Here is a 26,927-nt window from a genome sequence, read left to right on the forward strand (position 1 = left end):
GATGCTATTCGGGCTCTCCGGCCGCAGCCCGCCGGCCGGAGACCTTGGGAACCGTCCCCGTTGTCCAGTCGACGAACTCTGCGTCGACGTCAACTGCCGGCCCGAAATCAGGGCGTTCGTGCATCGCGCGCAGCAGGGCCTTCCTCTCCCGGTGCCCCTCCACCAGCCGGTACAGCACCGGTACCAGGACCAGCGTGAGTGCGGTTGAGGAGATCAGGCCACCGATCACCACGATGGCCAGCGGCTGGGAGATGAAGCCACCGCCGCCGGTCAGTCCCAGCGCCATGGGCGTCAGTGCGAAGACGGTGGCCAGGGCGGTCATCAGGATGGGACGGAGGCGCTGCCGTGCGCCGTGCGTGATGGCGTCGGCCACGTTCATCCCCGGCGAGTTACTTCCGGAAGGGCCGGTCCGCGGCTGCCGGTACTGGTTGATGAGGTCGATCAGGACGATTGCGTTGGTCACCACGATGCCCACCAGCATCAACATGCCGATCAGTGACGGCAAGCCGAGCGGCACCCTGGTTGCCAGGAGCAGCGCGATTGCCCCGGTGGCCGCGAACGGCACGGACACCAGGAGGATCAGCGGCTGGATCAGCGACTTGAAGGCGGCCACCATGATCACGTACACAATGGCGATGGCGGCAAGCAGGGCCAGGCCCAGCTGCTGGAATGACTCCGTCTGCTGGGTGGTGGCCCCGCCGATCTCTGCCGTGACGCCCGCGGGAAGCCCGACTCCCTTGAGCCGGTTCTGCACCTCTGCGCTGACCTCGCCGAGGTTGGCGCCCGACGGTGTGACTGAGACGCGGGCGGTGCGCTGGCCGTTGCTGGCGGTGATGGAAACCGGGATGTCCACTTGCTCCACGGAGGCAATGCTTCCCAGTGTCACGGCTCCGCCGGACGTGGGCAGCGGAATGTTCCGCACGGCGCTGACGCTCGTGAAGCGGGTGCCCTCGCCGATCTGCACCGGGAAGTCATTGGTGTCGATCCGCACGGTACCGGCCGGAATCGGGCTGATGGTGGAAGCCAGGACACCCGCCACCTGTTCCTCGTTCAGGCCGGCGGCGACGGCCTTGGCACGGTCCACCTTGACCTGCACCACGGGTTGGCTGGCAGCCAGGTTGGTGGCAACCTCCGTGCTGCCGGGAACGCCCTCCATCGCCTTGACCATGGCATCGCTCGCAGCGCGGAGGTCCGCGGAGTTGGCGGCCTTGAGCGTGATGTCCACGGTGGACGTGGTGCCGAAGCCGCCCTGCTGGGAGCCGACGGAGATCTTGCCCGCGTCGCTGATCTTGGCCAGTTCGGTGCGGACGGTCTCCTGGAGCCGGGCCTGGTTGGCTTTTTCCTCGGTGACAACGGTGAACGAGGAGTTCGAGGCACCGCTGGAGGTCAGCGCGGTGAAGCCGGTCTGGGCGTTGCCCGAGGTGACCTGGACGTCCTTGATGCCGTCGATGCTCCGCAGTACTTCTTCGACCTTCACGGCGGCCGCACTGGTGTCCGTCAGGCTGGTTCCGGCCGGCAGGACCTGGCGGACCGTCATGCTGTTCTCACCGGACCTGCCCAGCAGGTCGGTGGCAAGCAGCGGCGTCATGGCAGCCGTTCCGCCGAGGACCAGGACCGCCGCGATGAGCGTCACCACAGGATGCTTCTGTGTCTTGTTGAGGATCGGCAGGTAGCCGCGCTGCAGCCGGCTGCGCTGCTCTGCCTCATGCGCCTTGGCGGCGGCTTCCCGGGCGGCTCCGGCGGACAGTGCGGCGCCGGCGGCGGGTGTCTTGAGGAACCAGTAAGCCAGAACGGGAACGATGGTGAGGGACACCAGCAGTGACGAAAGCAGCGCGATGGTCACCGTCAGGGCGAAGGGCCGGAACAGCTCGCCGGCCAGTTCGCCGACGAAGGCTATGGGAAGGAAGACCGCCACAGTGGTCAGGGTGGATGCCGTGATGGCGCCGGCTACTTCACGGATGGAGGTGAGGATGGCCTCCAGTTTGGCCTCGCCGTAGCTGAGGTGGCGCTTGATGTTCTCGATCACCACAATCGAGTCGTCCACGACCCGTCCGATCGCTATGGTGAGCGCTCCGAGGGTCAGGATGTTCAGGGAGTATCCGGTCGCGGACAGTCCGATGAACGTGATGAGCAGGGACAGCGGGATGGAGACGGCCGTGACCAGCGTGGACCGCACGGACATCAGGAACACCAGGATCACTGCGACAGCAAACCCGAGGCCCAGCAGGCCTTCGGTGGTCAGGTCCTTGATGGACTTCTCGATGAACGGTGCCTGGTCGAACACCGGGGTGAACTTGGCGTTCGATCCAAGCTCCGCTTCGAGCTGGCCGATGGAATCCTTCACCGCGTGCGAGATGGCCACCGTGTCGCCTTCGGGCTTTTTCGTCACGGACACGGCAAGCGTTTCCTTGCCGTTGGTCCGCGTAATCGACGTCCGGACGTCGTCCTTGATGCTGACGTCGGCCACGCTGCCGATGGTGGCTGCGTCCTTGGCGCCGCCGAGCGGCAGGGCCTTGACGGCGTCCAGGGAGTCCACCGGGCTGCCGATCTGCAACGAAAGCGTCTTGCCCTGTTCCTCGATGGTGCCCGCCGGGATCAGGGCCCCGTTGTTCTTCAGCGCATTGCTGATGGACTGGACGCTGGCACCCTTGGCGGCCATGGCCTCAGGCCGGGGAAGGATCTGGATGTGCTGGGTGGCGCCGCCGGTGACGTCGGCGCCCCTGACGCCGTCGAGCTTCTGAAGGCGGGGAACGCTGAGGCGCTGGAGGTCGGCGTTCAGCTCACTGAGCGGCTTGTCGGACGAGACCGCCAGGAACACGATCGGGAAATCGCTGATGCTGCCGGCGATGGCCTGCGGCTGGACGTCATCCGGCAGCGCGCGCTTGGCGTTGGAGATGGCACGGTCGATCTGGTTCCGCGCACGGTCCAGGTTTGTCCCGTACGTGAACACCATGGTGATTTGCGAGACGCCCGTGCGGGAGGTGGACGACGTCGACTCCAGCCCCTCGACACCGTTCAGTGCGGTTTCGAGGGGCCCGCTCACCTGTTTGTCCACGACTTCCGGGGACGCCCCGGGCATGGACGAGATGACCGTGATCTGCGGGAACTCGATGGAAGGGATGAGTTCCTGCTTCAGCGAGGACATGGTGATCACGCCGAACACCGACGCGAAGACGGTGATCAGCGCGATCAGGGCCCTGTTTGCCAGCGAAAGTTTTGCCAGCCGGTACATCTCATCGTCTCCTGGTGGGTTATCGGACTTGTGGTTGGGGGTGAAACCTGCCGTAACCCGAACAGGGCGTCAGCTGGAAGGTGCGTCCACGGCCTCCAGCTGGAGGGTCTTGGCAGTTTCTGCCTCCAGCTTTGCGGCCAGTTCCGGGTTGTCGTTGAGCTTGACGCCGTAGCCTGGCATCATCTCCTTGAGCTTCGACTGCCAGCTCCGGAAGTTCTTCGGGAAGGACTTCTGGAGCAGTTCGATCATGATGGGAACAGCGGTTGACGCTCCCGGGGACGCCCCAAGCAGCGCGCCGATGGAACCGTCGCGGGCCGCGATCACTTCAGTGCCGAACTGCAGGACACCACCCTTCTTCGGATCCTTCTTGATGATCTGAACACGCTGGCCGGCGGTGATGAGTTCCCAGTCGCCGTCTTTTGCTTCGGGGTAGTACTCGCGAAGGGCCTCCACCTTGTCGCCGTGGCGCTTGGCGACTTCCTTGACCAGGTAGGCAGTCAGGTCCATGTTGTCCTTGGCCACGGCCAGCATCGGGATGATGTTGCTGGGGCGGATGGACAGCGGCAGGTCCAGGTACGATCCGTTTTTCAGGAAGTTGGTGGAGAATCCTGCGTACGGTCCGAACAGCAGGGAGCGCTTGCCGTTGACGTAGCGGGTGTCGAGGTGCGGGACGGACATGGGCGGGGCTCCGACGGATGCCTGGCCGTAGACCTTGGCGCTGTGCTGGGCGGAGAGGGCCTCATCGGTGCAGCGGAAGAACTGGCCGGAAACCGGGAAGCCGCCGTAGCCCTTGCTCTCCGGAATTCCGGAAGCCTGCAGCAGGTGGAGGGCGCCGCCGCCGGCGCCGACGAATACGAACTTCGCGCGGATGTTGCCGTGCTCGCCGGACTTCTTGTGCTTGAGCGTGAGGTCCCATCCTCCGCCCGGGGCGCGGCGGATGCCGTTGACGTCGTGGCCGTAGTTGATCTCGACGCCGTTGTTGCCCAGGTAGGTGGTCAGCTCGCGGGTCAGCGCGCCGAAGTCGACGTCGGTTCCCTCGGCTGCGCGGGTAGCGGCGATCCGCTGTTTGGCGTCGCGGCCCTTGACGATCAGGGGCGCCCACTTGGAAATCTGGGCGTGGTCTTCGGAGTACTCCATGGAACGGAAGAGGGTGTTCGGCTTCAGTGCCTCATACCGGGTCTTCAGGAAGTCCGCGTTGGCGTCCCCGATCACGAAGCTCATGTGCGGGACCGTATTGATGAAGCCCTTGGGGGACCCGATGAGGGAGTTGCTGACAAGGTGGGACCAGAACTGGCGGGACAGCTGGAACTGCTCGTTGATGTGCAGCGCCTTGGAGGGGTCAACCGAGCCGTCTTTGGCTGCGGGAGAGTAATTAAGCTCACACAGGGCGGCATGGCCGGTTCCTGCGTTGTTCCACGGGCCTGAGCTTTCCAGGCCGGCTTCGTCGAGCCGTTCGAACAGCGAGACGGTCCAGTTCGGTTCGAGCTGCTTGATGAACGCACCCAGCGTGGCGCTCATAATGCCGCCGCCAATCAGAACGACGTCGGCATGTTGGGTCTTGGAAATGAAAGTCACAATGAGTCTCCGATAGCAGCGGCTCTGGCTGTCACAGAATATCCCCGAGCACCCCACTAACTGAAATTGGTTCAGTCCGTCAAGGTTTCAGCTCGACCTTTGTGAAAACTTCGTTTAATACCGGGGACGCGGGGTACTTCAGCACCCGGTCGGACAGCGCCAGGGCCGATATGGGGAAGGCGATGGGGACGGCCGGGACAGACTGGGCAATCTGGGCGTTGATGGTGCGGTACTGCTCCGTCCGCTCCTCGCCCTCCGGCAGACCCCGGGCCCGGGCGATCTTGGAAAAGACCTGCGGATCCTGGTAGCCGAATTCGCCGGTCTTCTCGCCGAACAGGGGGCCGACGAAGTTGTCCGGGTCGGCGTACGAACCGTTCCAGCCAAGCAGGTGCAGGGCATGGTCGCCCGGTGACTGCACTTTTTGCAGGTACCCGTCCGACCACTCCACCGGAACGGGCTTCACGTTCAGGCCCACTGCGGTGAGTTGCCTGCTGAGCTCGGCGTAGACCTTTTCGGGTGTGGGGAGGTACGGCCTTGTCACATTAAGGGGGTAGTAGAACTTGAGTTCCTCGCCCTTGTACCCGGCTTCCTCCAACAACGCCTTGGCCTTGGCCGGGTCGTAGCCCAGGGAAGGGGCGTTGTTATTGAACCCGCTGAGTTTGGGCGGGACGAACTGGGTTGCCTGCGTGGTGTTGTCGATGAAGAACCTGCGGATCAGTGTTTCCTTGTCCACTGCCATTTCGATGGCCTGCCGCACCTTGAGGTTCTGCAGGATGGGCACTTCCTGGTTCATGCCGAGATACATCACGGAGAAGGGGTCGCGCTGGATGATCTGTTTTCCGCGCTTGACCAACTGATCGAAGTTCCCCACGGTGACGGCGTCGTAGGCGTCGATCTTCCCGTCGAGCAGGGCCTGCAGCCTCGACTGGGGCTGGTCGTAGGTGACGAAGTTGATGGTGCCGATCTGGCCCTTGTCGCCCCAGTATTGCTTGTTGCTGACCAGCTTGACGCTCGAGTCTTCCCACGCTGCGAAGCTGTAGGGACCCGTGCCGACGGGATGCAGTGCATAGTTCGACACTGGCTGGCCGTCGCGGGTCTGGCTGAGGGTGTCGGCCTTCTGCTCCGCCATGGCCTTCGGGGACGACATGGCGAAGGCCGGCAGCGTCAGCGCCTGGAGGAAACCGGTGAAAGGCTGCGTGAGGTCGATCCTGACATTCCCGGCGGAGAGTGCGGTGCAGCCCTTGTAGATGGATAGCGAAGCCTGGTCGGCATGGGCCTTGAAGACACCCTTGAATGACGTGCCGGGGGCTTGCTTCCGCAGGCTTTCCGGGAAATTGAACCAGCGGTTGAAGTTGGTGCAGACCGACGCGGCATCGAACGGTGACCCGTCCTGGAAGGTGACGCCTTCACGGAGCTTGAACGTATATGTGCTGCCCGCGTTGGATTCTGCCCACTCGGTCGCGAGCAATGGAGTGGGATGGCCGGTGGTCTGGTCCACTCCGACCAGGCCTTCGAGGACCTGGCGGGTGATCCGGTAGGACTCCGTGTCGGATGCCAGCGCCGGATCGAGTCCCAGCGGCTGGGCCGCGGTGCCGAACGTAAACGTCGCCGTCGGTGAGGTAGGGGCCGAGCTGGTCGGAACCGCAGAGGACGACGCCGGCGCGGGAGCGGGCACGCCCATGCACGAGGCAAGCAGCAGCGACAGGACACCTGCACCGATACTGACTGCAATGCGGCGCGATTTACTGCTGGGCACTCGATTATCACCTCTGGACGGCCGGAAGGCCTCTGGACGGCTGGGAGGTCCGCGGGCCGGGACCGCTCCCCAGTCTAATTGACCGATCCTGGACGCTGGCCGGGTCCGGGACGCGCCGCCCAGGGCAAAACGAAGGTCCGCACCATCGGTGCGGACCTTCGGTTTCTCCAGGGTCGGCCCAGGGAGTCAGGCTGGAGCCGGATCAGGAGTGTTTTGGGTTGCCTACTTTGGCATCAGGACGGAGTCCACCAGGTAGACCGTGGCGTTGGCGGTCTTGACGCCGCCGCAGATGACGCTGGCGTCATCGACCTTCAGCGCATCCTTGGTGCCGGTCACGGTGACGGAACCGCCCTGGACAGTCTTATGGGTGCCCACAATCTTGTCGGGGGTGATCTGGCCGGGAACCACGTGGTAGGTCAGGATCTTGCTCAGCAGGGCGTCGTCGGTCTTGAGGGTTTCGATGGTGGCGGGGTCGATCTTGGCGAACGCGTCATCCACCGGTGCGAAGACCGTGAATTCGCTGCCGTTGAGCGTATCCACCAGGTCAACCTTCGGGTTGAGCTTGCCGGAAACTGCTGCCGTCAGGGTCTTCAGCAGCGGGTTGTTGGACGCTGCAACCGCGACCGGGTCGAGGGCCATGCCGGCCACCGAGCCTGCGCCGTCCGGAACCTGCTCTGCGTAGCCTGCACAGCCGGGGCCCACCAGGTTGGCGGCCGGGTCCATGGCGGCCGAGGAGCTGGCCGACGGGGACGGTGCCATGCTCGAAGCGGAGGGCGTGGAAGCCGGTGCCGACGAGCTGTTTGCCGTCGTGGCGGAGCCTCCGCAGGCGGTCAGGCTGAGCAGAGCGGCAGCTGCAACGCCTGCAACGGTGAAGGTAGTGCGCTTGAATGACTGCATTTCGATTCTCCTTGTTAGTGCCGATCATTGCCTGCGGCGAACGACTCTTTCGATCACTGCACTGGCTCAATTCCGACTGTGGGCACCGACCCTTGGTTGGTGTCTCAATGGGTATTCGGCAGTTCGGCGGCACCGGATGGGTGGACCTGGAGAATTCTTTTCCTGCGGACTTTTCCGGCACCGGGCATTGGCGTTAAACGACGGAATCCCGGACCGTGAGGTCCGGGATTCCGGTGTTCCTACTGCTGTGCGCAAGGGGGGACTTGAACCCCCACGCCCGAAGGCACAGGAACCTAAATCCTGCGTGTCTGCCAATTTCACCACTCGCGCGCGGCGCCGTCGTGCGTAATCCTGACGCTGTTCCTGCGAAAGCGAAGGACGTACGACGGCGGATGCCAGGCTCCAGTGTACCTGCCGGCCGGGCCTTTCGCTCGGTGGCGGAAGACGCGGTTCCTACCCGCGAGGGAAGGAAACTTAGGCCAGGCCGAGGTCCCGGCGGAGCTTGGCTACGTGGCCGGTGGCCCGGACGTTGTACTGTGCCACCGCCACCTTGCCGTCCGGATCCACCACAATCGTGGATCGGATGAGGCCCTCGTAGGTGCGTCCGTAGTTCTTCTTTTCCCCCCACGCTGCGTAGGCCTCAGCCACGGAGTGGTCCTCGTCGGACAGGAGCGGGAAGGTCAGCCCTTCCGCCTCGGCGAACTTGGCGAGCTTCTTAACCGGATCGGGAGATACGCCAAGGACGTCATAGCCTTCCCGTTGCAGGGAGGCGAGTGTGTCGCGGAAGTCGCACGCTTCCTTGGTGCAGCCGGGCGTGGACGCTGCCGGGTAGAAGTACACAATGGTGTTCCGGCCGCGGTAGCTCTTCAGGCTGACGTCGTTCCCTGCGGAATCCTTCAGCGTAAAGTCCGGTGCCGGAGTGCCGGGAATGAGTCGTTCAACCAAGATGTTCTCCTCTGGAATGTTGTGGACATCCAAGCTTAGTGAGTGGGGGAGCGGGCGACGAATCCCACGCTGGCTATACTAAGTGGTATGCCTGATATGGATCGCTGGCCCACAGGGCGCCTCTTGTCCACGGCGGCACGCCTCGTCGAACATTCCTGGAATGAGAAGCTGGGAGCCATCGGGCTTACCCATGCCGGGGTCATCGCCATGGAGGTTCTCGCCGTCAACGGACCCATGACCCAGGCACAGCTGGCCCAGTTGGTCCGCGTCCAGGCCCAGACTATGGGGAAAACCCTTACCCGGCTTGAGTCGCATGGACACATCCGCCGGGAGCGCAGCACGTCTGACCGCCGAAGCCATGTGGTGTCCCTGACCGAGCGGGGTGTTGAGGCCGTGGCTGCGGCGGCGGACATGGAACGAACCGTATTGGCTGCTGCTTCGATCGACCCCGACGTGCTGCGGCAGGAGCTCCAGGCCGTAGTGACTGTCCTGGCCAGCCGATTTGCCTCGCCGGAGACCAAGGCCATTGTGGCCAATGCCGAATCCGGGCTCACCGTGGATGCCAACAGCGCCAACTGAAGGGCCCGGTCGCCCACGGGGCCGGTGATCGGTGCTGGCTGGCGGGTCTGTCCTATCCCAGCAGCCTGACGGCTATCGCCTCCAGGGCCTGAATGTCCCAGCTAGTAATCGCCAAGGGCGGTCGGTCAACCCCGGCCGCCCTTTGCTGTTGCCGGATCCGGGGCGGTCCGTGAACATATCCGGTCTCAGCACCGTCGCCGTAGGGGCGGCTTCCGGGCAAAACGAAACCCCGCCTTCATGGCTTGTGGCCAGTGAAGACGGGGTTTCTGTGGTGCACCCCCCGGGACTCGAACCCGGAACCCATTGATTAAGAGTCAATTGCTCTGCCAGTTGAGCTAGAGGTGCAGCTGTTGTTTTGGCTGTTCCCGCGGGCTTTTGTTTCCCGCGTTCATCTCCGCAACGACATGAAACTCTACACGAGATTTAGCGCCGTGTGAAATCGGCGCCCGCTTCAGCTCCCCGGCCGGGCTGGAGGGGCCAAAATCAGCGCGGAATCAGGGTTTTCGTTGTTCGTAAGCATCCACAAGGTGCCGTCCGGGGCGAGTGAAACGTCCCTGATACGCCCGTACTTGGTTGTGAAATGGCTCACAGGATCGCCCGCATTTTCGCCTTCGAGCGGGACCGCCCACAGCCGCTGGCCCCTGAGTGCGCCGAGATAAGCCGTGGAGCCCACAATCTCAAGCCCGCTCGGGGATGATTCCGCGGTGGATGGCCAGACCACCTTGGCATCGATGAAGCCTGGCCTGCCCGGCGCCCCTGTGACCTCCGGCCAGCCGTAGTTGCCGCCCGGCTGGATCAGGTTCAGCTCGTCATCCACGTTCGGGCCGAATTCGCTTGACCATAGCCTGCCGGAGTCATCCCAGTCCAGGCCCTGCACATTCCGGTGGCCAAGGCTGTAGACGGGGTTGTCTCCGAACGGGTTCCCGGGGGCGGGACGGCCCTCCGCGGTAATCCTGAGGATTTTGCCGCCCAGCGCGTTCGGATCCTGCGGTTGGTCGCGGCGTTGTGAATCACCGGTTCCCACGTACAGATATCCATCCGGTCCAAAACGGATTCGGCCGCCGTTGTGGGTTGCGGCCTTGGGGATGCCGGAGAAGATGATCTCCGGCTGTCCAAGCTTCAACGGGCCCCCGGGTTCGGCTTCCGCCAGCGTGAGACGGGCAATCCTGTTGTCCACACCGGAGGTGAAATAAGCGAACAGCGACTTGTCGGATTCGTACTCGGGTGACACTGCCAACCCCAGGAGGCCGCCTTCCCCGCCGGGAACAACTCCGGGGACGCTGCCAAGCACCGTAGTCTTCCCGTCCGTGACCGATATGAGTTCGCCGCGGTCACGTTCCGAGATGACGGCGGTGCCATCCGGCAGGAACACCGTGGACCAGGGCAGCTGCAGCCCTTCAACGGTCCGCAGCACCTGGGGTTCCTGGGCGGCCGGGTTGCTACCCGTGACTGAACCTGCGTTGCCTGTGGGAATGCCGCTGCCGCCGCCGGTACAGGCGGCCAGGGCGAGCGATGCGAATAGCGCGGTGGAGGCATAAAAAAGGCGGAGCACACGCCTGGACGTGCACACCGCCTTCTCCGGGTTCATGGTTTACCCCGCCTCGTGGACGGCCCGGCCTAGTGCCGGCTCCGACGCGGGGCCCGGAACCCTGCCGCTTCCGCGTGCGCTGCCGACTCGAACCAGACCTCAGCGGTGGTCTCCGCGTAATCCGGGCTGGTCTCGTCGTGGTAGATCATCGACTGAGCATTCCCTTTGACCGTGTAGCCCTCCGGTCCGCTGCCGTCCGGGCCGGGAGCTGCGGATCCGTCACCGTAAGGCTTGTCGGCTGCAAGGTGTCCGGCGGGCTCAGCCGTGTGGCTTGCGGCCGCTTCGGTGGCCGCTGATGACGCCGCCGCCTGCAGTGTTTCAGCATCTCCCCCGGAGAGCTCGCCTGTGTGGGTCCCGGCGGCCGGTGCGGCACCGCCGGCGGGTGACGGTTCTGACGGTTCCGCTCCGCCTTCAGCGGCCGCGACATCCTCCGTCACGGCGTCCTCCGCCGCGGCGGATTCGGCGCCGGGAAGGGTGGGGGCGTGGGGTTCCGTGTACTCAGGGTGGTGGACGGGTGCCCGGTTGCCTCCGTCGGCGGACGGAATTTCCCGTGCCGCAGGTTCTTTGGCTGCTGTCTCCTTGGGGTGCGTTTCGACGGCATGCGGAGTGCTGGCCGCCTCGGACCACTGCGCTTCCCACTCGGCCTTGTCGGCCACAGCGGCACGGTCCGGCGCTGCTGCAGCATCCTGTGTCGCCGTGCTGGCTGTCCCTGCCGCAGGCGCGTCCGCTGATGAGTCCTCGTCCCAGTCATCCACGTCCCCCCCGGCGTTCGCCGGAGCCGGGCTCAGTGAAGTGGCGCTCGCGGGAGGTGACGCCACCTGCGAGGACGCGGCCGGTTCAGCTGGTTCAGCTGCCGGGGTAGCTTGCGATGAAGGACGCGGAGTCGAAGGTTGGGCAACCGGCGCCTCGGCGGCAACGGGCGCCTGCGGCCGCTCCCTGGCATCGTCCGCCGTCGTGGGCGCCGCAGGTGTCGCCGGAGGGCCGAAGCCTGCGGCGCTCGCCATTCCTGCAGTGGCGGCCGCCTCTGCCGACACGGCCGCCCCTCCGCCAGCCGGTGCGGCTCCCGTGGGCCTGCCTGAGCCGGCCCGCTCTGCGTGTGGAGCGGACACACCGGAATCGGAGGACGTTGATGTTCCGGTGGTATTCCCTGAACTGTTGCGGTTCAGGAGCCACCAGACGACCCCCACGATGACTACGATGACGATGACCCAAATAATCCAGTCCATAGCAGAGCCCTTCTGTCCACAAGGCAAGGTTTGCCGTTGCTTGACGTTACGTCGGTGTGATTACGGCTGTAAAGGCTTACATCGGGGAACCGGGGCCGTCCTGTAGCCTCGCCTCATGGATTTGAAACGGCTCCGGATTCTCCGCGAACTTTCGGACCGGGGCACCGTGGGCGCCACTGCCGAAGCAATGGAGGTGACGCCCTCTGCCGTCTCCCAACAGCTCAAGACACTCCAGGACGAACTGGGTGTTGTCCTGGTTGAAAAGTCCGGCAGGGGAGTGCGGCTCACAGAAGCGGGCCGAGCCATGGCGGCGGCCGCGGCGGACGTTTCCACGGCCATGGCCCGCGCTGAAGCCACCATCGACACGTACCGGCAGGGCTGGCAGACGCACGTCAAGGCGGCCTTCTTTCCGAGCGCCGCTGAGATGTTCCTCCCCGGCCTCCTGCATCGCGTCAAGGAGGTGGAGGGCCTTCGGTTCGAGGCCTGCTTCGAGGACCCGGGCGTCGCAGGATTCACTGCCCTGGCCGCTGATTACGACATCGTGCTGGCCCATAGCGTGGATGGCCCCGATGTCTTCGCCCGGCAGGGGCTTGTGGTTGTTCCGCTGCTGAACGAGCCGCTGGATGTGGCCATGCCGGCCGGGCACGTCCTGGCGACAAAGCCATCCCTGACGGCCAGCGATGTGGTGGGATTTCCCTGGATGGGCGTGCCGGAAGGCTTTCCGTTCGACACAGTGCTTCGCCAGATTGAGGTGCAGGCGGGGGCTCCGGCATTGCGCGCGCAGCTGTTTCCCGACCTGCGGGTGTTGGAAGCGCTTGTCAGCGCCGGCCACGGGTTGAGCCTGTTGCCCCGGTACACGGCCCGGAGAAACCAGCAGCGTGGCTTTGTGCTGCGCCCACTGCTGGGGGTAACTGCCCGCCGCAGCATCGTCGCGCTCGCGCGCCCGGATGTGGCGGCCCGGACCACCATCCAGCAGGTCCTGTCCATGCTCGAGGCGGAAGCCACATCGATTAACACCGCCGGCCTGAGTGACGCGTGACACATCCAATGCGGCGGCGAGCCTCGTGATCTCATTATTTGAGACGAGAGTCCACTATTTGATCGAAATATTCCCGGTTTTCGGCTTAACCCTCCATCCGGGGTCGTTGGCGTCCCAATCGGAGTCATAGACTTTGACCCATGAGTGAGGACACCCAAACAGCAACCGAGAACAAGATCGACATCAAGCCCCGCAGCCGGGTCGTCACCGACGGGATCCATGCCGCCCCCGCGCGCGGTATGTTCCGCGCGGTCGGCATGGGCGATGACGACTTCGCGAAGCCCCAGATCGGCGTTGCGAGCTCCTGGAATGAAATCACTCCCTGCAACCTCTCCCTGAACCGGCTGGCCCAGGGCGCCAAGGAAGGCGTCCACGCCGGCGGCGGCTTCCCCATGCAGTTCGGGACGATCTCCGTTTCCGACGGAATTTCCATGGGCCACGAAGGCATGCACTTCTCGCTCGTTTCCCGCGAGGTCATCGCCGACTCCGTGGAAACCGTCATGCAGGCCGAGCGCATCGACGGCTCCGTCCTTCTCGCCGGCTGCGACAAGTCCCTCCCGGGCATGCTCATGGCAGCAGCCCGCCTGGACCTGGCCAGCGTCTTCCTCTACGCGGGCTCCATCATGCCGGGCTGGGTCAAGCTCGAGGACGGCTCCGAAAAGGAAGTAACCCTCATCGACGCCTTCGAAGCCGTGGGCGCCTGCGCCGCCGGCAAGATGAGCCTCGGGGACCTGGAGCGCATCGAAAAGGCCATCTGTCCCGGCGAAGGTGCCTGCGGCGGCATGTACACGGCCAACACCATGGCCTGCATCGGCGAGGCCCTGGGCATGTCCCTGCCGGGCTCCGCCGCCCCGCCCTCGGCAGACCGCCGTCGTGATGAATTCGCCCGCAAGTCCGGCGAAGCCGTGGTCAACCTGCTCCGGCTCGGCATCACTGCCCGGGACATCATGACCAAGAAGGCCTTCGAAAACGCCATTGCCGTGACCATGGCATTCGGCGGCTCCACCAACGCCGTCCTGCACCTGCTGGCCATTGCCCGCGAGGCCGAGGTTGAGCTGACCCTGGACGACTTCAACCGCATCGGCGACAAGATCCCGCACCTGGGTGACCTGAAGCCCTTCGGCCGCTACGTCATGACCGACGTGGACAAGATCGGCGGCGTGCCGGTCATCATGAAGGCACTGCTCGACGCCGGGCTGCTGCACGGAGACTGCCTCACCGTTACCGGCAAGACCCTTGCCGAGAACCTCGCGTCCATCAACCCGCCGGACCTGGACGGCAAGATCCTGCGCGCCCTGGACAACCCGATCCACAAAACCGGTGGCATCACCATCCTGCACGGTTCCATGGCGCCGGAAGGCGCCGTCGTCAAGAGCGCCGGCTTCGACGCCGATGTCTTCGAAGGCACGGCCCGAGTGTTCGAGCGCGAGCAGGGCGCCCTGGATGCGCTTGACAACGGAAAGATCAACAAGGGTGATGTTGTGGTCATCCGCTACGAGGGCCCCAAGGGTGGTCCGGGCATGCGCGAAATGCTCGCCATCACCGGTGCCATCAAGGGTGCCGGCCTGGGCAAGGATGTGCTGCTGCTGACCGACGGCCGTTTCTCCGGAGGTACCACCGGACTGTGTATTGGCCACGTTGCGCCGGAAGCGGTCGACGGCGGCCCCATCGCCTTCGTCAAGGACGGCGACCGGATCCGCGTGGACATCGCCGCCCGCAGCTTCGACCTGCTGGTGGACGACGCCGAGCTCGAGTCCCGCAAGATCGGCTGGGAGCCGCTGCCGGCGAAGTTCACGAAGGGCGTGCTCGCCAAGTACGCCAAGCTGGTGCACAGCGCCTCCACCGGCGCATACTGCGGGTAGCACCCCGTAGTCGCGCTAACCCAACTGACTGGCAGTTAACGCCCGCAAACGCGCTTTTCGGAGCGTTAACTGCGAGTCAGTTGGGGGCGGCGTTCATTTTGTGGACAATGGAGTCCATATGGTGAGATGTGCGCCGTCGTCGTTGACATGCATCTCACACAGAGGGAAAACTGAACGCATGATCGCATTCGTTACTAGCTGCGCCGCTGCAGAAGCAGTCGTCGTCCTTACCAAGCGCGTGGCTCAATAGCCCGACTGGTAACGAACCGTCACGCGCAAACCCCTCGAAGAGCCACCAGGCTGAGGGGTTTTTTTATTTGTTGCAGTAATTGAATCCGCCATGAGAACCACCCGCTAATGAAGATCCACAAAGGAAGAGTCCGATGAGCAAAGGATCGCCGATCAGCCCCTCGCTGATGGCTACAAAGTCCGCTGGAGCCCCCAAAGCTCCGGAACGCGCCGACCGCACGGCCGATGCCGGTGTCGACCACGCTGCTGCTGTCTCTCCTGTCCTTGGACCGAACAACGTCGTACCCCCGACGGTGATGACCGGTTCACAAGCTATTGTCCGCTCGCTCGAAGAACTCGGCGTGGACGATATTTTTGGTTTGCCCGGTGGCGCGATCCTGCCCACCTATGACCCCTTGATGGCTTCCAGGATGAATCACGTCCTGGTCCGTCACGAACAGGGAGCCGGCCACGCCGCGCAAGGCTACGCCATGGTTACCGGGCGGGTGGGTGTTTGCATTGCCACCTCGGGCCCCGGCGCCACCAACCTCGTTACCGCCATCATGGATGCCCATATGGACTCCGTGCCGCTCGTGGCCATCACCGGCCAGGTGTCCAGCGGAGTCATTGGTACGGACGCTTTCCAGGAAGCGGACATCGTCGGCATCACAATGCCGATCACCAAGCACTCGTTCCTGGTGACCGACCCCAGCGACATCCCGCACGTCATGGCGGAGGCGTTCCACCTTGCTTCCACCGGCCGTCCCGGCCCGGTGCTGGTGGACATTGCCAAGGATGCCCAGCAGGGCCAGATGACCTTCTCCTGGCCTCCCAAGATTGACCTTCCCGGTTACCGCCCGGTGGTCCGCGGCCACAACAAGCAGGTTCGCGAAGCAGCGAAGCTGATTGCTGCGGCCAGCAAGCCTGTGCTCTACGTCGGCGGCGGCGTGGTGAAGGCGCACGCTTCGGCAGAGTTGCGGGAACTCGCGGAAATCACCGGTGCACCCGTCGTAACCACCCTGATGGCCCGCGGCGTGTTCCCGGACTCGCATCCGCAGCACGTCGGCATGCCGGGCATGCACGGTACGGTCTCCGCCGTGACCGCGCTGCAGCAGTCCGACCTGCTCATCACGCTGGGCGCCCGTTTTGATGACCGGGTAACCGGCATCCTGAAGACGTTCGCGCCCAACGCGAAGGTCATCCACGCGGACATCGATCCGGCCGAGATTTCCAAGAACCGCACGGCGGACGTTCCGATCGTGGGATCCGTCAAGGAGATCATCCCGGAACTCACCGAAGCCGTGAAGACGCAGTTCGAGGCTTCCGGGAAGCCGGACCTGGACAACTGGTGGACGTTCCTGAACAACCTGAAGGAAACGTATCCGCTGGGCTGGACGGAGCCCGAGGACGGCCTCAGTGCGCCGCAGCGCGTCATTGAGCGCATCGGCGCCCTGACGGGTCCCGAAGGCATCTACGTGGCAGGCGTCGGCCAGCACCAGATGTGGGCGGCACAGTTCATCAAGTACGAACGCCCCCACGCGTGGCTGAACTCGGGCGGAGCCGGCACCATGGGCTACGCAGTCCCGGCGGCCATGGGCGCCAAGGTAGGCGAACCGGACCGTGTGGTCTGGGCCATCGACGGTGACGGCTGCTTCCAGATGACCAACCAGGAACTGGCCACGTGTGCCATCAACAAGATCCCCATCAAGGTTGCCGTCATCAACAACTCCTCGCTGGGAATGGTGCGCCAGTGGCAGACCCTCTTCTACGAGGGCCGCTACTCGAACACCGACCTGAACACCGGACACGAGACGGTCCGCATTCCGGACTTCGTGAAACTGGGCGAGGCCTACGGCTGCGCATCCTTCCGGTGCGAGCGCGACGAGGACATCGACGCCACCATCCTGAAGGCCCTTGAAATCAATGACCGCCCTGTGGTCATCGACTTTGTGGTGAGCCCCGACTCCATGGTGTGGCCGATGGTGCCCGCCGGAGTGAGTAACGACCAGATCCAGGTCGCCCGTAACATGACCCCGGAATGGGAAGAGGAGGACTGATCATGAGCCGCCACACGCTGTCCGTTCTGGTCGAAGACAAACCCGGTGTGCTGACCCGCGTAGCGAGCCTCTTCGCGCGCCGGGCCTTCAACATCAATTCCCTGGCCGTCGGCCCGACGGAAGTTCCGGGCATGTCCCGGATGACCGTCGTCGTCGACGCCGACGGTGACCTGATCGAACAGATCACCAAGCAGTTGAACAAGCTGGTCAATGTGATCAAGATTGTTGAACTCACCTCAGAATCTTCCGTGCAGCGAGACCACATCCTGGTCAAGGTACGTGCGGATGCCGCAACTCGTCTGCAGGTGACCCAGGCTGCAGACCTGTTCCGCGCTTCAGTGGTTGACGTCTCCACAGACTCCGTGGTTATTGAAGCAACCGGCCACCCCGAAAAGCTCACCGCACTGCTCTCAGTGCTCGAGCCCTTCGGCATCCGCGAAATTGTGCAGTCCGGCACCTTGGCCGTTGGACGGGGATCCCGCTCCATGAGTGACAGGGCGCTACGCTCCGCGTAAGGCATCAGCCTAAACACAGGCGGGGCACAGCCTCACCTGCGGCGCAAAGCCCGTGCATTACCGCAAAACCACAGACTATTTACACACCAGAGAATCCACTCAAAAGGAGTTACGCAAGTGACTGAAATGTTCTACGACGACGACGCAGACCTCTCCATCATCCAGGGCCGCAAGGTTGCAATCGTCGGCTATGGCTCCCAGGGCCACGCCCACGCCCTGAACCTGCGCGACTCCGGCGTCGAAGTGACCATCGCCCTCAAGGAAGGTTCGTCGTCGATCGCCAAGGCCGAGGATGCCGGCTTCCCGGTGAAGAACGTCGCAGACGCCGCCGAATGGGCCGACGTCATCATGATCCTGGCGCCGGACCAGTACCAGCGCTCGATCTTCAACGACTCCATCAAGGACAAGCTGACCCCGGGCAAGGCACTCGCCTTCGCGCACGGCTTCAACATCCGCTTCGGCTACATCGAGGCACCGGAGGGCGTTGACGTCATCCTGATCGCCCCGAAGGCTCCCGGCCACACCGTGCGCCGTGAATTCGAAGCCGGCCGCGGCATCCCGGACATCATCGCCGTGGAGCAGGACGCCTCCGGTTCCGCTTGGGACCTGGCCAAGTCCTACGCCAAGGCCATTGGCGGCACCCGCGCAGGCGTCATCAAGACCACCTTCACCGAAGAGACCGAAACCGACCTCTTCGGCGAGCAGGCTGTCCTGTGCGGCGGCGTGTCCCAGCTGGTCCAGTACGGCTTCGAGACCCTGACCGAGGCCGGCTACCAGCCGCAGATCGCCTACTTCGAGGTCCTGCACGAGCTCAAGCTCATCGTCGACCTCATGTGGGAAGGCGGCATCGCCAAGCAGCGCTGGAGCGTTTCCGACACTGCAGAGTACGGCGACTACGTCTCCGGCCCGCGCGTCATCACCCCCGAGGTGAAGGAAAACATGAAGGCTGTCCTCGCCGACATCCAGAACGGCGCCTTCGCCAAGCGCTTCATCGAGGACCAGGACAACGGTGGCGTTGAGTTCAAGGCACTGCGCGCCAAGGCCGAGCAGCACCCGATCGAGGCCGTTGGCCGCGAACTGCGCGGCTTGTTCTCCTGGCAGCAGCAGGACGAAGACTACGTAGAGGGCTCGGCAGCCCGCTAAGCCCGGCATCCAGCCGACAGACAGAAGACAACAGTGAGGCCGGGTTCACACTTAACAATGTGAGCCCGGCCTTTCCGTCAGCCTAGACTTGATTTATCCCCAGGACTGCAACGCAGAGGATCAGCCGTGTCAAAACCCGTAGTACTGCTCGCCGAAGAACTTTCCCCCGCCACAGTCGAGGCCCTCGGCCCGGACTTTGAAATCCGCCAGACCGACGGTGCCGACCGTTCCCAGCTGCTCGCAGCCATCGCGGATGTTGACGCTATCCTGGTCCGTTCTGCCACCCAGGTGGACGCCGAGGCCATCGCCGCAGCCAAGAACCTCAAGGTCATTGCCCGCGCCGGCGTGGGCCTGGACAACGTCGACATCAAGGCCGCCACCCAGGCCGGTGTCATGGTGGTCAACGCACCGACGTCGAACATCGTTTCCGCCGCCGAACTCACGGTGGGCCACATCCTGAGCCTCGCCCGCCACATCCCGCAGGCCAGCGCGGCGCTCAAGGACGGCGAATGGAAGCGCTCCAAGTACACGGGCATTGAACTCTACGAGAAGAAGATCGGCATCATCGGCCTGGGCCGGATCGGCGCCCTCGTGGCAGCCCGACTGAAGGGCTTCGACACCAAGATCCTGGCGTACGACCCCTACATCACCTCGGCCCGCGCGGCCCAGCTGGGCGTGCAGCTGGTCACCCTGGACGAACTGCTGGCCCAGTCGGACTTCATTACCATCCACATGCCCAAGACGCCGGAAACGGTGGGCATGCTCGGCGCCGAGGCGTTCAAGAAGATGAAGAAGACCGCTTACGTCATCAACGTTGCCCGCGGCGGCCTGGTGGACGAGGAAGCACTCCACGCGGCCCTGAAGGACGGCGAGATCGCCGGAGCCGGCGTCGACGTCTTCGTCAAGGAACCCAGCACGGACCTGCCGTTCTTCGAGATGGACAACGTCGTGGTGACCCCGCACCTGGGTGCATCCACCGACGAAGCGCAGGAAAAGGCCGGCGTTTCCGTGGCCAAGTCCGTCCGCCTGGCATTGGCCGGGGAACTGGTTCCCGATGCAGTGAACGTTGCCGGCGGCGTCATCGCTCCGGACGTCCGCCCGGGCATCCCGCTGATTGAGAAGCTGGGCCGCATCTTCACGGCACTGACTCACGCATCGCTGACCCAGTTCGACGTCGAAGTTGCCGGTGAGATTTCCTCCCTGGACGTCAAGGTGCTGGAACTGGCCGCGCTCAAGGGCATCTTCGCGGACGTCGTGACCGAACAGGTCTCCTACGTCAACGCTCCGGTCATTGCCGAGCAGCGCGGCATCAACGTCCGCCTGATCACCACTCCGGACACCGAGTCGTACCGCAACGTCCTGACCCTGCGCGGCGCACTGAGCGACGGCAGCCAGATCTCCGTGGCCGGAACCCTGACCGGCCCCAAGCAGATCCAGAAGCTCGTGGGCGTCAACGGCTACGAGGTGGAAATCCCGATCAGCGAGCACCTGGTGGTGGTGGCCTACGCCGACCGCCCGGGCGTGATCGGCACCATCGGGCACATCCTGGGCATGAACAACATCAACATCGCCGGCATGCAGGTAGCGCGCCAGGCGGAGGGTGGCCAGGTCCTGGCGCTCCTGACCATCGACAGCTCGGTGCCGCAGCAGGTCCTTGACGCAATCAAGGCCGGTATTGGTGCCGAAATGGTGCGCGAAGTCGATCTCGAAGACTGACCTCCCGCCTACTCGGTGAACATCCTGTGACAGAGGTTAACTTCTGCCACGTATGATTGGCCGGTCTGCGTACAATGGCTGGGTCCGATTTTCGGATCCGGCCGGCAGACCGGCCATTATTTTTTGCACACCCGGCAGGGGACGCCTTCACACCTAATTAGGTGTGACTGAGGTGTGCACACACGCAAATCCAGCTTTCAGGGAGCCCAATGAACGCCGTCCAGAGGTTCATCAGAAGCCGAGTGCTTTTGCTGACCGCGGCCATTTTGATCGTCGCCATGTGCCTGTCCGTCCTCGTCCAGGGCCAGTCACAAGCGGCGCTCAACCGAACAGTCGACGAGAATTCCCGCGGCCTCTATGACATTCTGGTCCAGGCCAAGGCCGGATCCGGCGGCGCGCTGATGCAGCCGGAAATCGCCAACGGCCAGGGCGGCATCAGCTTTGACCAGCTGGATGGCATCAGGAAGCTCTCAGGCACGTCTGTGGCGGCTCCGATCAGCCTGGTGTCACGGGTATCGCAGAACCTGGAGTCCCCGCGTCTTGACGCCATGGACTACCTGGGATTCAACGCGGGACTCGTGGGCACAGCCACCGCCGGGGAACCGGGAGCAACCGACCCCGGCAAGTGGCCGGCAGCCGAGTCCGTCCTCACCGACGAAGCGAAGAAATACCGGATGACCGCCAGCGCCGTCAGCTCGGACGGTAAGTCGGAACAGACCCTGTTCAAGTCCATGGCCGAAGGCTCGCTCGGCAAGGCGAGGCTCATTGAAGAGCAGACCGCCGGCGGCAAGAGCATCCGCATCGCGGGCCCCGAAGGCGAGACCGGCGTCAAGTTCCCGGCTCCCGCTGGCGGTTCCGAACACAACCTCTTCAATCTGTCTGTGTCGCTGCCGCTGGCGCCGCAGGTGACGGAGTCCGTCGTCGCCGTCGACCCCGTGTCCGAGCGTGCCCTGCTGGGCACTGCCGGTGACTTCCTGGCCCCGCTCGAAAAGGCGCCGCCCGCGGACGCCCGCAACGCCGGTGCGATCGGCCGGCACTTCGAAAGCCTGTTCACCACCGGAATCAGCATGAAAGAGCTGGAAGAGGGGCCGGACTTCCTCGGCGTCAAACTCAAGTACTGGGCGCCGCTGATGACCCAGTACCAGCAGGCAAAGCGGGACGGCCAGCTCACGGCCGATTCCCAGGCCATCCCGCTGATTGTCCGCTCCGGCACCTCCCTGGACCTCAAGTACTCGGTCAAGATCGAGGAAATCGACGATTCCGGAAACGTGGTCAAGGACGTGGGCACCGTGACCCGCTCCCTGGACAAGGACTACCTCCCGTTCGTCTCCAAATCGCCGTTCGCGCTCTCTTGGCCCGGATCGCAGGACTACTCCAAGCTCCTGGGCAACACCGGCAACTTCAGCCAGGGCCTCTACAACCCCGCGACCTGGAGCACAGACTTCGCGTCGGCCCCCAAATACACCGATGGCTCCACCGCCGGAAACGGTGCCGTGGACAAGACCGCCACACCGGGGGAGTGGGTGACCGTCAACCGGCTCCCGGAGAAGGGCGCCGGCGGCGCGCCGGTCGACCAGACCCAGCGTGAGCCGGTGGACGAGCGCTCCTACCGCGAAAGCCTGGAGACGGGCAGCAAGGTCGCAGCCCCGCTTGCCATGGTCTACGGCACCTTCGATGCCGACAAGGTGCAGGAAGCCGCCGGGGACATCAACCGGCTGCCCCTGGGCGGCTACGACCCCACACCACTTACCCTGACGGAGGACGCGCAGGGGAAAAAGGTCGAGAACACCGAACTCAAGCCGTCACTGAGCGCCACGGGCCTGGTCAGCCAGTCCGCCGGCGCCATCACCGACTACTACGGCCTCGCCGCAGCACGCGGATACGAAGAGAACGCATCCGTCATCGACGCCATCCGTGTCCGTGCCAAGGCGCCGGGGAGCTGGAAGCAGTCACAGCCCGAGGTCGAGCAGCTCGCCAACGAAATCCGCGACATGGGCCTCGAGGCCACCGTTGTTGCCGGCTCAGCGCGTGAAGACGCCAACATCTTTGTTCCGGGCTACTCCAAGGACGACGCCGGCAAGGAATCCGCGCTGGGCACCGTCACCCAGTCGTGGGTTCGCCAGGATGCGGCTGATGCCGTCTCAGGCTCCCTGACCGGAACGAACCTGACGCTGCTGTTCCTGACGCTCATCGGGGCGGCCCTGCTTACCGGCGCATCGACCGTAAGCTACATCCGTCAACGGCGCCTGGAGGCCGGCACGCTGCGGGCCATGGGCTGGACCCAGACGAGGATCCGCAGTTGGGTGCTTGCCGAATTCGCCGTCGGAGCCAGCCTCCTGGCAATTGCCGGCACCGTCCTGAGCCTCGTGAGCTGGAACATCGCGACGGTCATCGTCTCGGCATCGGTCCTGGTGCTCTACGCCGCCGCGGCCTACTTTGCGGCCAGGCAGCTAAGGCACCGCGACGAAGTGGACCAGGAACCGCAGCACGACGAGCGGCTGATCGCCGTGGACTCCCCGCTCACGTTCGCCAACCGCCAGCTGAGCACCAACAAGTTCAATACCATCTCCCTTGCGGTCGCGGTCGGTGTGTTTGGGGCCGCAGTGGGCGGGCTCATTGCCCTGCTGATCGACATTCCCCGGGCTGCCGGCGCGAGCGCCCTGAGCGGACTTGCCGCGGCCAGTGTGGCGCTGCCCAGCATCGTCCTGGCGCTGTCCGGAGTGGCCGTGGGCCTGGTGCTGACCCTGGTCACCGGGCGCTTTGAGCTCCAGGCCAAGCGCCAGTACCTCGGCACGCTCGAAGCGATGGGTTGGAACCCCGACATGCTCGGCCAGGTCCGGCTGTTCGAAAACGCCCTCGTGGGCACGGTGGCCTTGCCGCTCGGCGTGGTGGGCGCCCTCGGCATCGGCCTGCTGCTTGCACCCTATGCCGCACTCTGGGCCGCAGTGGCCGGACTCGTGGCTGTACTTTGCTGGATTCCAATTGCAACGAAAGTGGTCCAATGAACAACGACGTGAATCTCGACCGGATTCCCCAGGATGACGCCGAGGACGGCTCGATCCAGACCCGTGCCAACACCATCCTGAAGGCCGCAGACCACGGGACCCCGCTGGAACTGAGCAACATCACCATCCGTTACGGCGGCCAGAAGGGCGGAGCCGACGCCGTCAACGTCGTCGAGGGCTTCGACCTGACCCTCCACGCCGGCGAAATGCACTGCGTCGCCGGCCGAAGCGGTTCCGGCAAGACCAGCATCCTGACCGTCGGCGCGGGACTGACGCTGCCGACGTCGGGCCGTGTCTTCTGGGAAGGCCAGTCCCTCGAGAGCATGGGCGACGACGAAATCGCCGACCGCCGCCGGGCCCTGATCGGTTACGTCGACCAGGGCGGCGCCCTGATTGACGGCATGAGCGCCCTGGAGAACGTCCTGCTGCCCGCTGTTCCTGACGGTGAGGTGGACCAGCGCCGCGACATGGCCAAGGACCTCCTGGACCTGGTGGGACTGGGCCGGCGCATGCGGCACCGCCCCGCCCAGCTCTCCGGCGGTGAGCGTCAGCGCGTGGCGATTGCCCGCGCACTCATCCTGGGAACGCGGGTCCTGGTAGTGGACGAGCCCACCGCGAGCCTGGACCGCACGTCGGCCAACCGCATCATCAGCATCCTCAAGGACACCACGTCCGACGGTATTGCTGTCCTGGTGGCGTCACATGATCACGAACTTGTCCGGCTCAGCGATACCCTGACCGAACTGATCTAGATTTAGGGGTAGCGTTTCCCGTCTGCCGGCCCAGCCACCGCTTCCGAAAAAAGGTAACTTCCCAGAGTGTCGTCTTCAGCCCGAACCCCGTTCTACATCACCACTGCCATCACGTACCCCAACGGTGTACCGCACATCGGCCACGCGTACGAGTACATTGCCACCGACGCAATGGCCCGTTTCAAGCGCCTGGACGGGTTTGACGTCTTCTTCCTGACCGGCACGGATGAGCACGGCATGAAGATTGCGCAGGCTGCTGAGAAGGAAGGCATCACGCCCAAGGAGCTGGTGGACCGGAACGCCGAGATCTACAAGGCTGCCCACGCCGACCTGGGAATCTCGTACGACCGCTTCATCCGGACCACGGACGACGACCACTACGCCGCTTCGCAGGCCATCTGGAAGAAGATGGAGGCCAACGGGGACATCTACCTGTCCAAGTACGAAGGCTGGTACTCGGTCCGTGATGAAGCGTATTACGTCGAAGACGAGACCGTGGTCAAGGAAGACGGCCTCCGCTACTCCCGCGAGACGGACACCGAACTGACGTGGACGGCCGAGGAAAGCTACTTCTTCCGCCTTTCCTCCTACCAGGACAAGCTGCTGGCCCTGTACGAGGCGCATCCGGAGTTCGGCGCCCCGCAGTCCCGCTTCAACGAGGTCATCAGCTTCGTCAAGCGCGGGCTGGAGGACCTCTCCATCAGCCGCACGACGTTCGACTGGGGTGTTCCGGTTCCCGGCAACGACAAGCACGTGATGTACGTGTGGGTGGACGCGCTGACGAACTACCTCACCGGTGTGGGCTATCCCGACGTCGACTCCGAGTCGTTCAAGAAGTTCTGGCCGGCGGACGTCCACGTGATCGGCAAGGACATCTCCCGGTTCCACGCCATCTACTGGCCGGCGTTCCTGATGAGCGCCGGGCTGGAGCTGCCCAAGCGGATCATGATCCACGGCTTCCTGCACAACAACGGCGTCAAGATGTCCAAATCCCTGGGCAACGTCGTGGCGCCGGCGGACTTCGTGGCCCAGTACGGCCTGGACCAGGTGCGTTTCTTCTTCCTGCGCGAAGTTCCCTTCGGCGCCGACGGCAGCTACAACCACGAAGCGATTGTGGGCCGGATGAACTCGGACCTCGCCAACAACTTCGGAAACCTGGCGCAGCGTTCACTGTCCATGGTTGCCAAGAACTGCGAGGGCCGGGTTCCGGTCCCCGGGGACTTCACGGCGGAGGACACCGCCCTGCTGGCCCAGGCCAACGGCCTGCTGCACGCCGCCCGGGCGGCGTTCGAGAAGCAGGAATTCAGCCGTGCCCTGGAAGCGATCTGGGGTGTCCTGGGCGACACCAACGCCTACTTCGCCGAGCAGGCCCCATGGGTGCTGCGGAAGACCGACGTCGAGCGCATGAACACGGTGCTGTACGTGACGCTTGAGGTGCTCCGGATCGTGGCCATCCTCGTCCAGCCGGTGATGCCGACGGCGTCTTCCGCGCTGCTGGGGACACTCGGCCAGCCCGACGGCGATGCCCGCCTGTTCACGGCGATCCCCGCGCCGCTGGTTCCCGGCACGGAGCTGCCCGCTCCCGCGCCGATCTTCCCGAAGTACGAGGAACCCGCCGAAGCGTAGTTCGCGCCGGGCTGCCCCGGTACGTCATTCAGCAAAATATCCGGCGCTCCCTCACCTTTTCAACAGGGTGGGGGAGCGCTCTGTTGCGCACACAATGACGGTTCCAGCCACCCGTGAGCAGCAGCAAGCAGGTACTGCGTCCAAGTAGTTCAGCCTATGCATGCGAGTGAATATATTCAGCAAGCAGGTAATTGGCAGCCGTGCCCGACCGGGTAATCGCGTACCTGTTACTCGGGTTTAACCTTCGCCGCAAACCTAGCCTGAAAAGGCAAGCGAACTGATGACGAAGTCTGGGGAGTAACTGTCACCGTTCATTTCGCTGTTGAGGTCTCACACAGGTTTAGCAGTTCCTGGTCTCAAGACGGTTACTCCACGCAGTCTGGTCGGTTCGAATCGGAATTGCTATGGAGGGACCAAAAATGAAACGCACTATCGCCACACTGGGGGTGGTGGGGCTGGGGCTGATGGGTGCCACAGTTGCAGCGAACGCCGCCCCGCCGGACAAGATCACCATCTGCCACGCCACAGGTTCGGCGTCCAACCCCTACCTCTTCGAAACCATCAGCCTCAATGCCTTGGCCGCACACGTCGGTGATACCGGCGACATTGTGCCGGCGAACTTGGGGAATGACATTCCAAACGGGCAGAACCTCACGGCAGCGAACCTCATCCTGTTGGCTAACAACTGCGTGGCGCCACCCGTTCCGGTGGACCCGGACCCGGTGGATCCGGGGCCTGTGGACCCAGGTCCGGTTGATCCGGGGCCTGTGGACCCAGGTCCGGTTGATCCGGGGCCCGTGGACCCGGGTCCGGTGGACCCCGGTCCGGTTGATCCGGGTCCGGTGGATACCGTTGACGCGGTTGTCCCGCCGGCCGTTGTTGTTCCGGACGGAGTGCTGCCTGCCGCCGTGCCGCCGGCGGCTGCACCGGCAGCGGTTGTGCCGCCGGCCGCGGCAACGGTGGCGCCTGTTGCGTCAACGTCCCGGGGGGCTGCTGCCGGAGCTGTTCCGGCTGCGAGCAACGTGGGCTACAACGTCCAGACTGCTGTGGGGAGCTCCGGCACCGGGATCCCGGCCTGGCTGGGCGGGTTGACCGCTCTCTTTACGGCAGTGGGCGCCTGGGTGCTCGTGAAGGGCGGCCTGCGCTCCCGCGGCGCGAACGGCTAGGGTACTCAACCCAGGAGCGG

Annotated in this window: 18 protein-coding genes and 2 tRNA genes; 11 read left to right on the forward strand and 9 right to left on the reverse strand. The window is 64.4% G+C overall.

Annotated elements, in window-relative coordinates; genetic code table 11:
* Positions 1 to 4: 4 nt before the first annotated feature.
* From AC1DRE_RS04725 to bcp, 6 genes are all read right to left on the reverse strand, one after another.
* On the reverse strand, positions 5 to 3,232 hold the full coding sequence (locus tag AC1DRE_RS04725; protein ID WP_476983544.1) for an efflux RND transporter permease subunit: 3,228 nt from the start codon (positions 3,230 to 3,232) through the stop codon (positions 5 to 7).
* A 69-nt stretch (positions 3,233 to 3,301) separates the two neighbouring features.
* Positions 3,302 to 4,807 carry a malate:quinone oxidoreductase gene (locus AC1DRE_RS04730; protein WP_476983545.1) on the reverse strand — a complete coding sequence of 502 codons (1,506 nt, stop codon included), beginning with the start codon at positions 4,805 to 4,807 and terminating at the stop codon, positions 3,302 to 3,304.
* A 79-nt stretch (positions 4,808 to 4,886) separates the two neighbouring features.
* Entirely contained in the window at positions 4,887 to 6,563 is a 1,677-nt protein-coding gene (locus tag AC1DRE_RS04735) for an ABC transporter substrate-binding protein (protein WP_476983546.1), read from the reverse strand.
* 222 nt (positions 6,564 to 6,785) lie between these two features.
* On the reverse strand, positions 6,786 to 7,460 hold the full coding sequence (locus AC1DRE_RS04740) for a fasciclin domain-containing protein (protein WP_476983547.1): 675 nt from the start codon (positions 7,458 to 7,460) through the stop codon (positions 6,786 to 6,788).
* 248 nt (positions 7,461 to 7,708) lie between these two features.
* A tRNA-Leu gene (locus tag AC1DRE_RS04745) sits at positions 7,709 to 7,790 on the reverse strand.
* 144 nt (positions 7,791 to 7,934) lie between these two features.
* Positions 7,935 to 8,405 carry a thioredoxin-dependent thiol peroxidase gene (gene bcp / locus AC1DRE_RS04750; RefSeq protein ID WP_476983548.1) on the reverse strand — a complete coding sequence of 157 codons (471 nt, stop codon included), beginning with the start codon at positions 8,403 to 8,405 and terminating at the stop codon, positions 7,935 to 7,937.
* Between the two features lie 96 nt (positions 8,406 to 8,501).
* Between bcp and AC1DRE_RS04755 the strand changes: the two genes are divergently transcribed.
* Complete coding sequence (locus tag AC1DRE_RS04755; protein ID WP_476983622.1) at positions 8,502 to 8,984, forward strand: MarR family winged helix-turn-helix transcriptional regulator; 483 nt, start codon at positions 8,502 to 8,504, stop codon at positions 8,982 to 8,984.
* Between the two features lie 269 nt (positions 8,985 to 9,253).
* On the opposite strand, the gene AC1DRE_RS04760 is transcribed toward AC1DRE_RS04755, so the two are convergent.
* The 3 genes from AC1DRE_RS04760 to AC1DRE_RS04770 form a co-directional block, all read right to left on the reverse strand.
* Positions 9,254 to 9,329 (reverse strand) — tRNA-Lys (locus AC1DRE_RS04760).
* Between the two features lie 106 nt (positions 9,330 to 9,435).
* Positions 9,436 to 10,572, reverse strand: coding sequence for a PQQ-dependent sugar dehydrogenase (locus AC1DRE_RS04765; RefSeq protein WP_476983549.1), 1,137 nt, complete (start codon positions 10,570 to 10,572; stop codon positions 9,436 to 9,438).
* Between the two features lie 29 nt (positions 10,573 to 10,601).
* Positions 10,602 to 11,798, reverse strand: coding sequence for a sunset domain-containing protein (locus AC1DRE_RS04770; RefSeq protein ID WP_476983550.1), 1,197 nt, complete (start codon positions 11,796 to 11,798; stop codon positions 10,602 to 10,604).
* A gap of 115 nt (positions 11,799 to 11,913) precedes the next feature.
* Here AC1DRE_RS04770 and AC1DRE_RS04775 point away from each other — a divergent pair, with 115 nt between their 5' ends.
* The 10 genes from AC1DRE_RS04775 (at position 11,914) to AC1DRE_RS04820 (ending at position 26,907) form a co-directional block, all read left to right on the forward strand.
* Positions 11,914 to 12,837, forward strand: coding sequence for a LysR family transcriptional regulator (locus tag AC1DRE_RS04775; RefSeq protein WP_476983551.1), 924 nt, complete (start codon positions 11,914 to 11,916; stop codon positions 12,835 to 12,837).
* Between the two features lie 140 nt (positions 12,838 to 12,977).
* Entirely contained in the window at positions 12,978 to 14,699 is a 1,722-nt protein-coding gene (ilvD, locus tag AC1DRE_RS04780) for a dihydroxy-acid dehydratase (protein WP_476983552.1), read from the forward strand.
* 383 nt (positions 14,700 to 15,082) lie between these two features.
* Positions 15,083 to 16,984, forward strand: coding sequence for an acetolactate synthase large subunit (locus tag AC1DRE_RS04785; RefSeq protein WP_476983553.1), 1,902 nt, complete (start codon positions 15,083 to 15,085; stop codon positions 16,982 to 16,984).
* Positions 16,985 to 16,986: 2 nt separating this feature from the next.
* Complete coding sequence (gene ilvN / locus AC1DRE_RS04790; RefSeq protein WP_056628144.1) at positions 16,987 to 17,499, forward strand: acetolactate synthase small subunit; 513 nt, start codon at positions 16,987 to 16,989, stop codon at positions 17,497 to 17,499.
* A gap of 117 nt (positions 17,500 to 17,616) precedes the next feature.
* Positions 17,617 to 18,642 (forward strand): ketol-acid reductoisomerase, encoded by a 1,026-nt coding sequence (gene ilvC, locus AC1DRE_RS04795; protein ID WP_476983554.1) that lies wholly within the window; start codon positions 17,617 to 17,619, stop codon positions 18,640 to 18,642.
* Positions 18,643 to 18,768: 126 nt separating this feature from the next.
* Entirely contained in the window at positions 18,769 to 20,358 is a 1,590-nt protein-coding gene (serA, locus tag AC1DRE_RS04800) for a phosphoglycerate dehydrogenase (RefSeq protein WP_364122980.1), read from the forward strand.
* Positions 20,359 to 20,567: 209 nt separating this feature from the next.
* Positions 20,568 to 23,363: an ABC transporter permease gene (locus tag AC1DRE_RS04805; protein WP_476983555.1), complete on the forward strand. Its 2,796-nt coding sequence runs from the start codon at positions 20,568 to 20,570 to the stop codon at positions 23,361 to 23,363.
* Positions 23,360 to 24,115, forward strand: a complete 756-nt coding sequence (locus AC1DRE_RS04810; protein ID WP_476983556.1) for an ABC transporter ATP-binding protein — start codon at positions 23,360 to 23,362, stop codon at positions 24,113 to 24,115. Before AC1DRE_RS04805 ends, AC1DRE_RS04810 begins: the two co-directional genes overlap by 4 nt.
* 66 nt (positions 24,116 to 24,181) lie before the next feature.
* Positions 24,182 to 25,741, forward strand: coding sequence for a methionine--tRNA ligase (gene metG, locus AC1DRE_RS04815; RefSeq protein WP_476983557.1), 1,560 nt, complete (start codon positions 24,182 to 24,184; stop codon positions 25,739 to 25,741).
* Between the two features lie 419 nt (positions 25,742 to 26,160).
* Positions 26,161 to 26,907 carry a hypothetical protein gene (locus AC1DRE_RS04820; protein WP_476983558.1) on the forward strand — a complete coding sequence of 249 codons (747 nt, stop codon included), beginning with the start codon at positions 26,161 to 26,163 and terminating at the stop codon, positions 26,905 to 26,907.
* Positions 26,908 to 26,927 lie beyond the last annotated feature (20 nt).

It is taken from the genome of Arthrobacter sp. P4_H3, assembly GCF_056400885.1.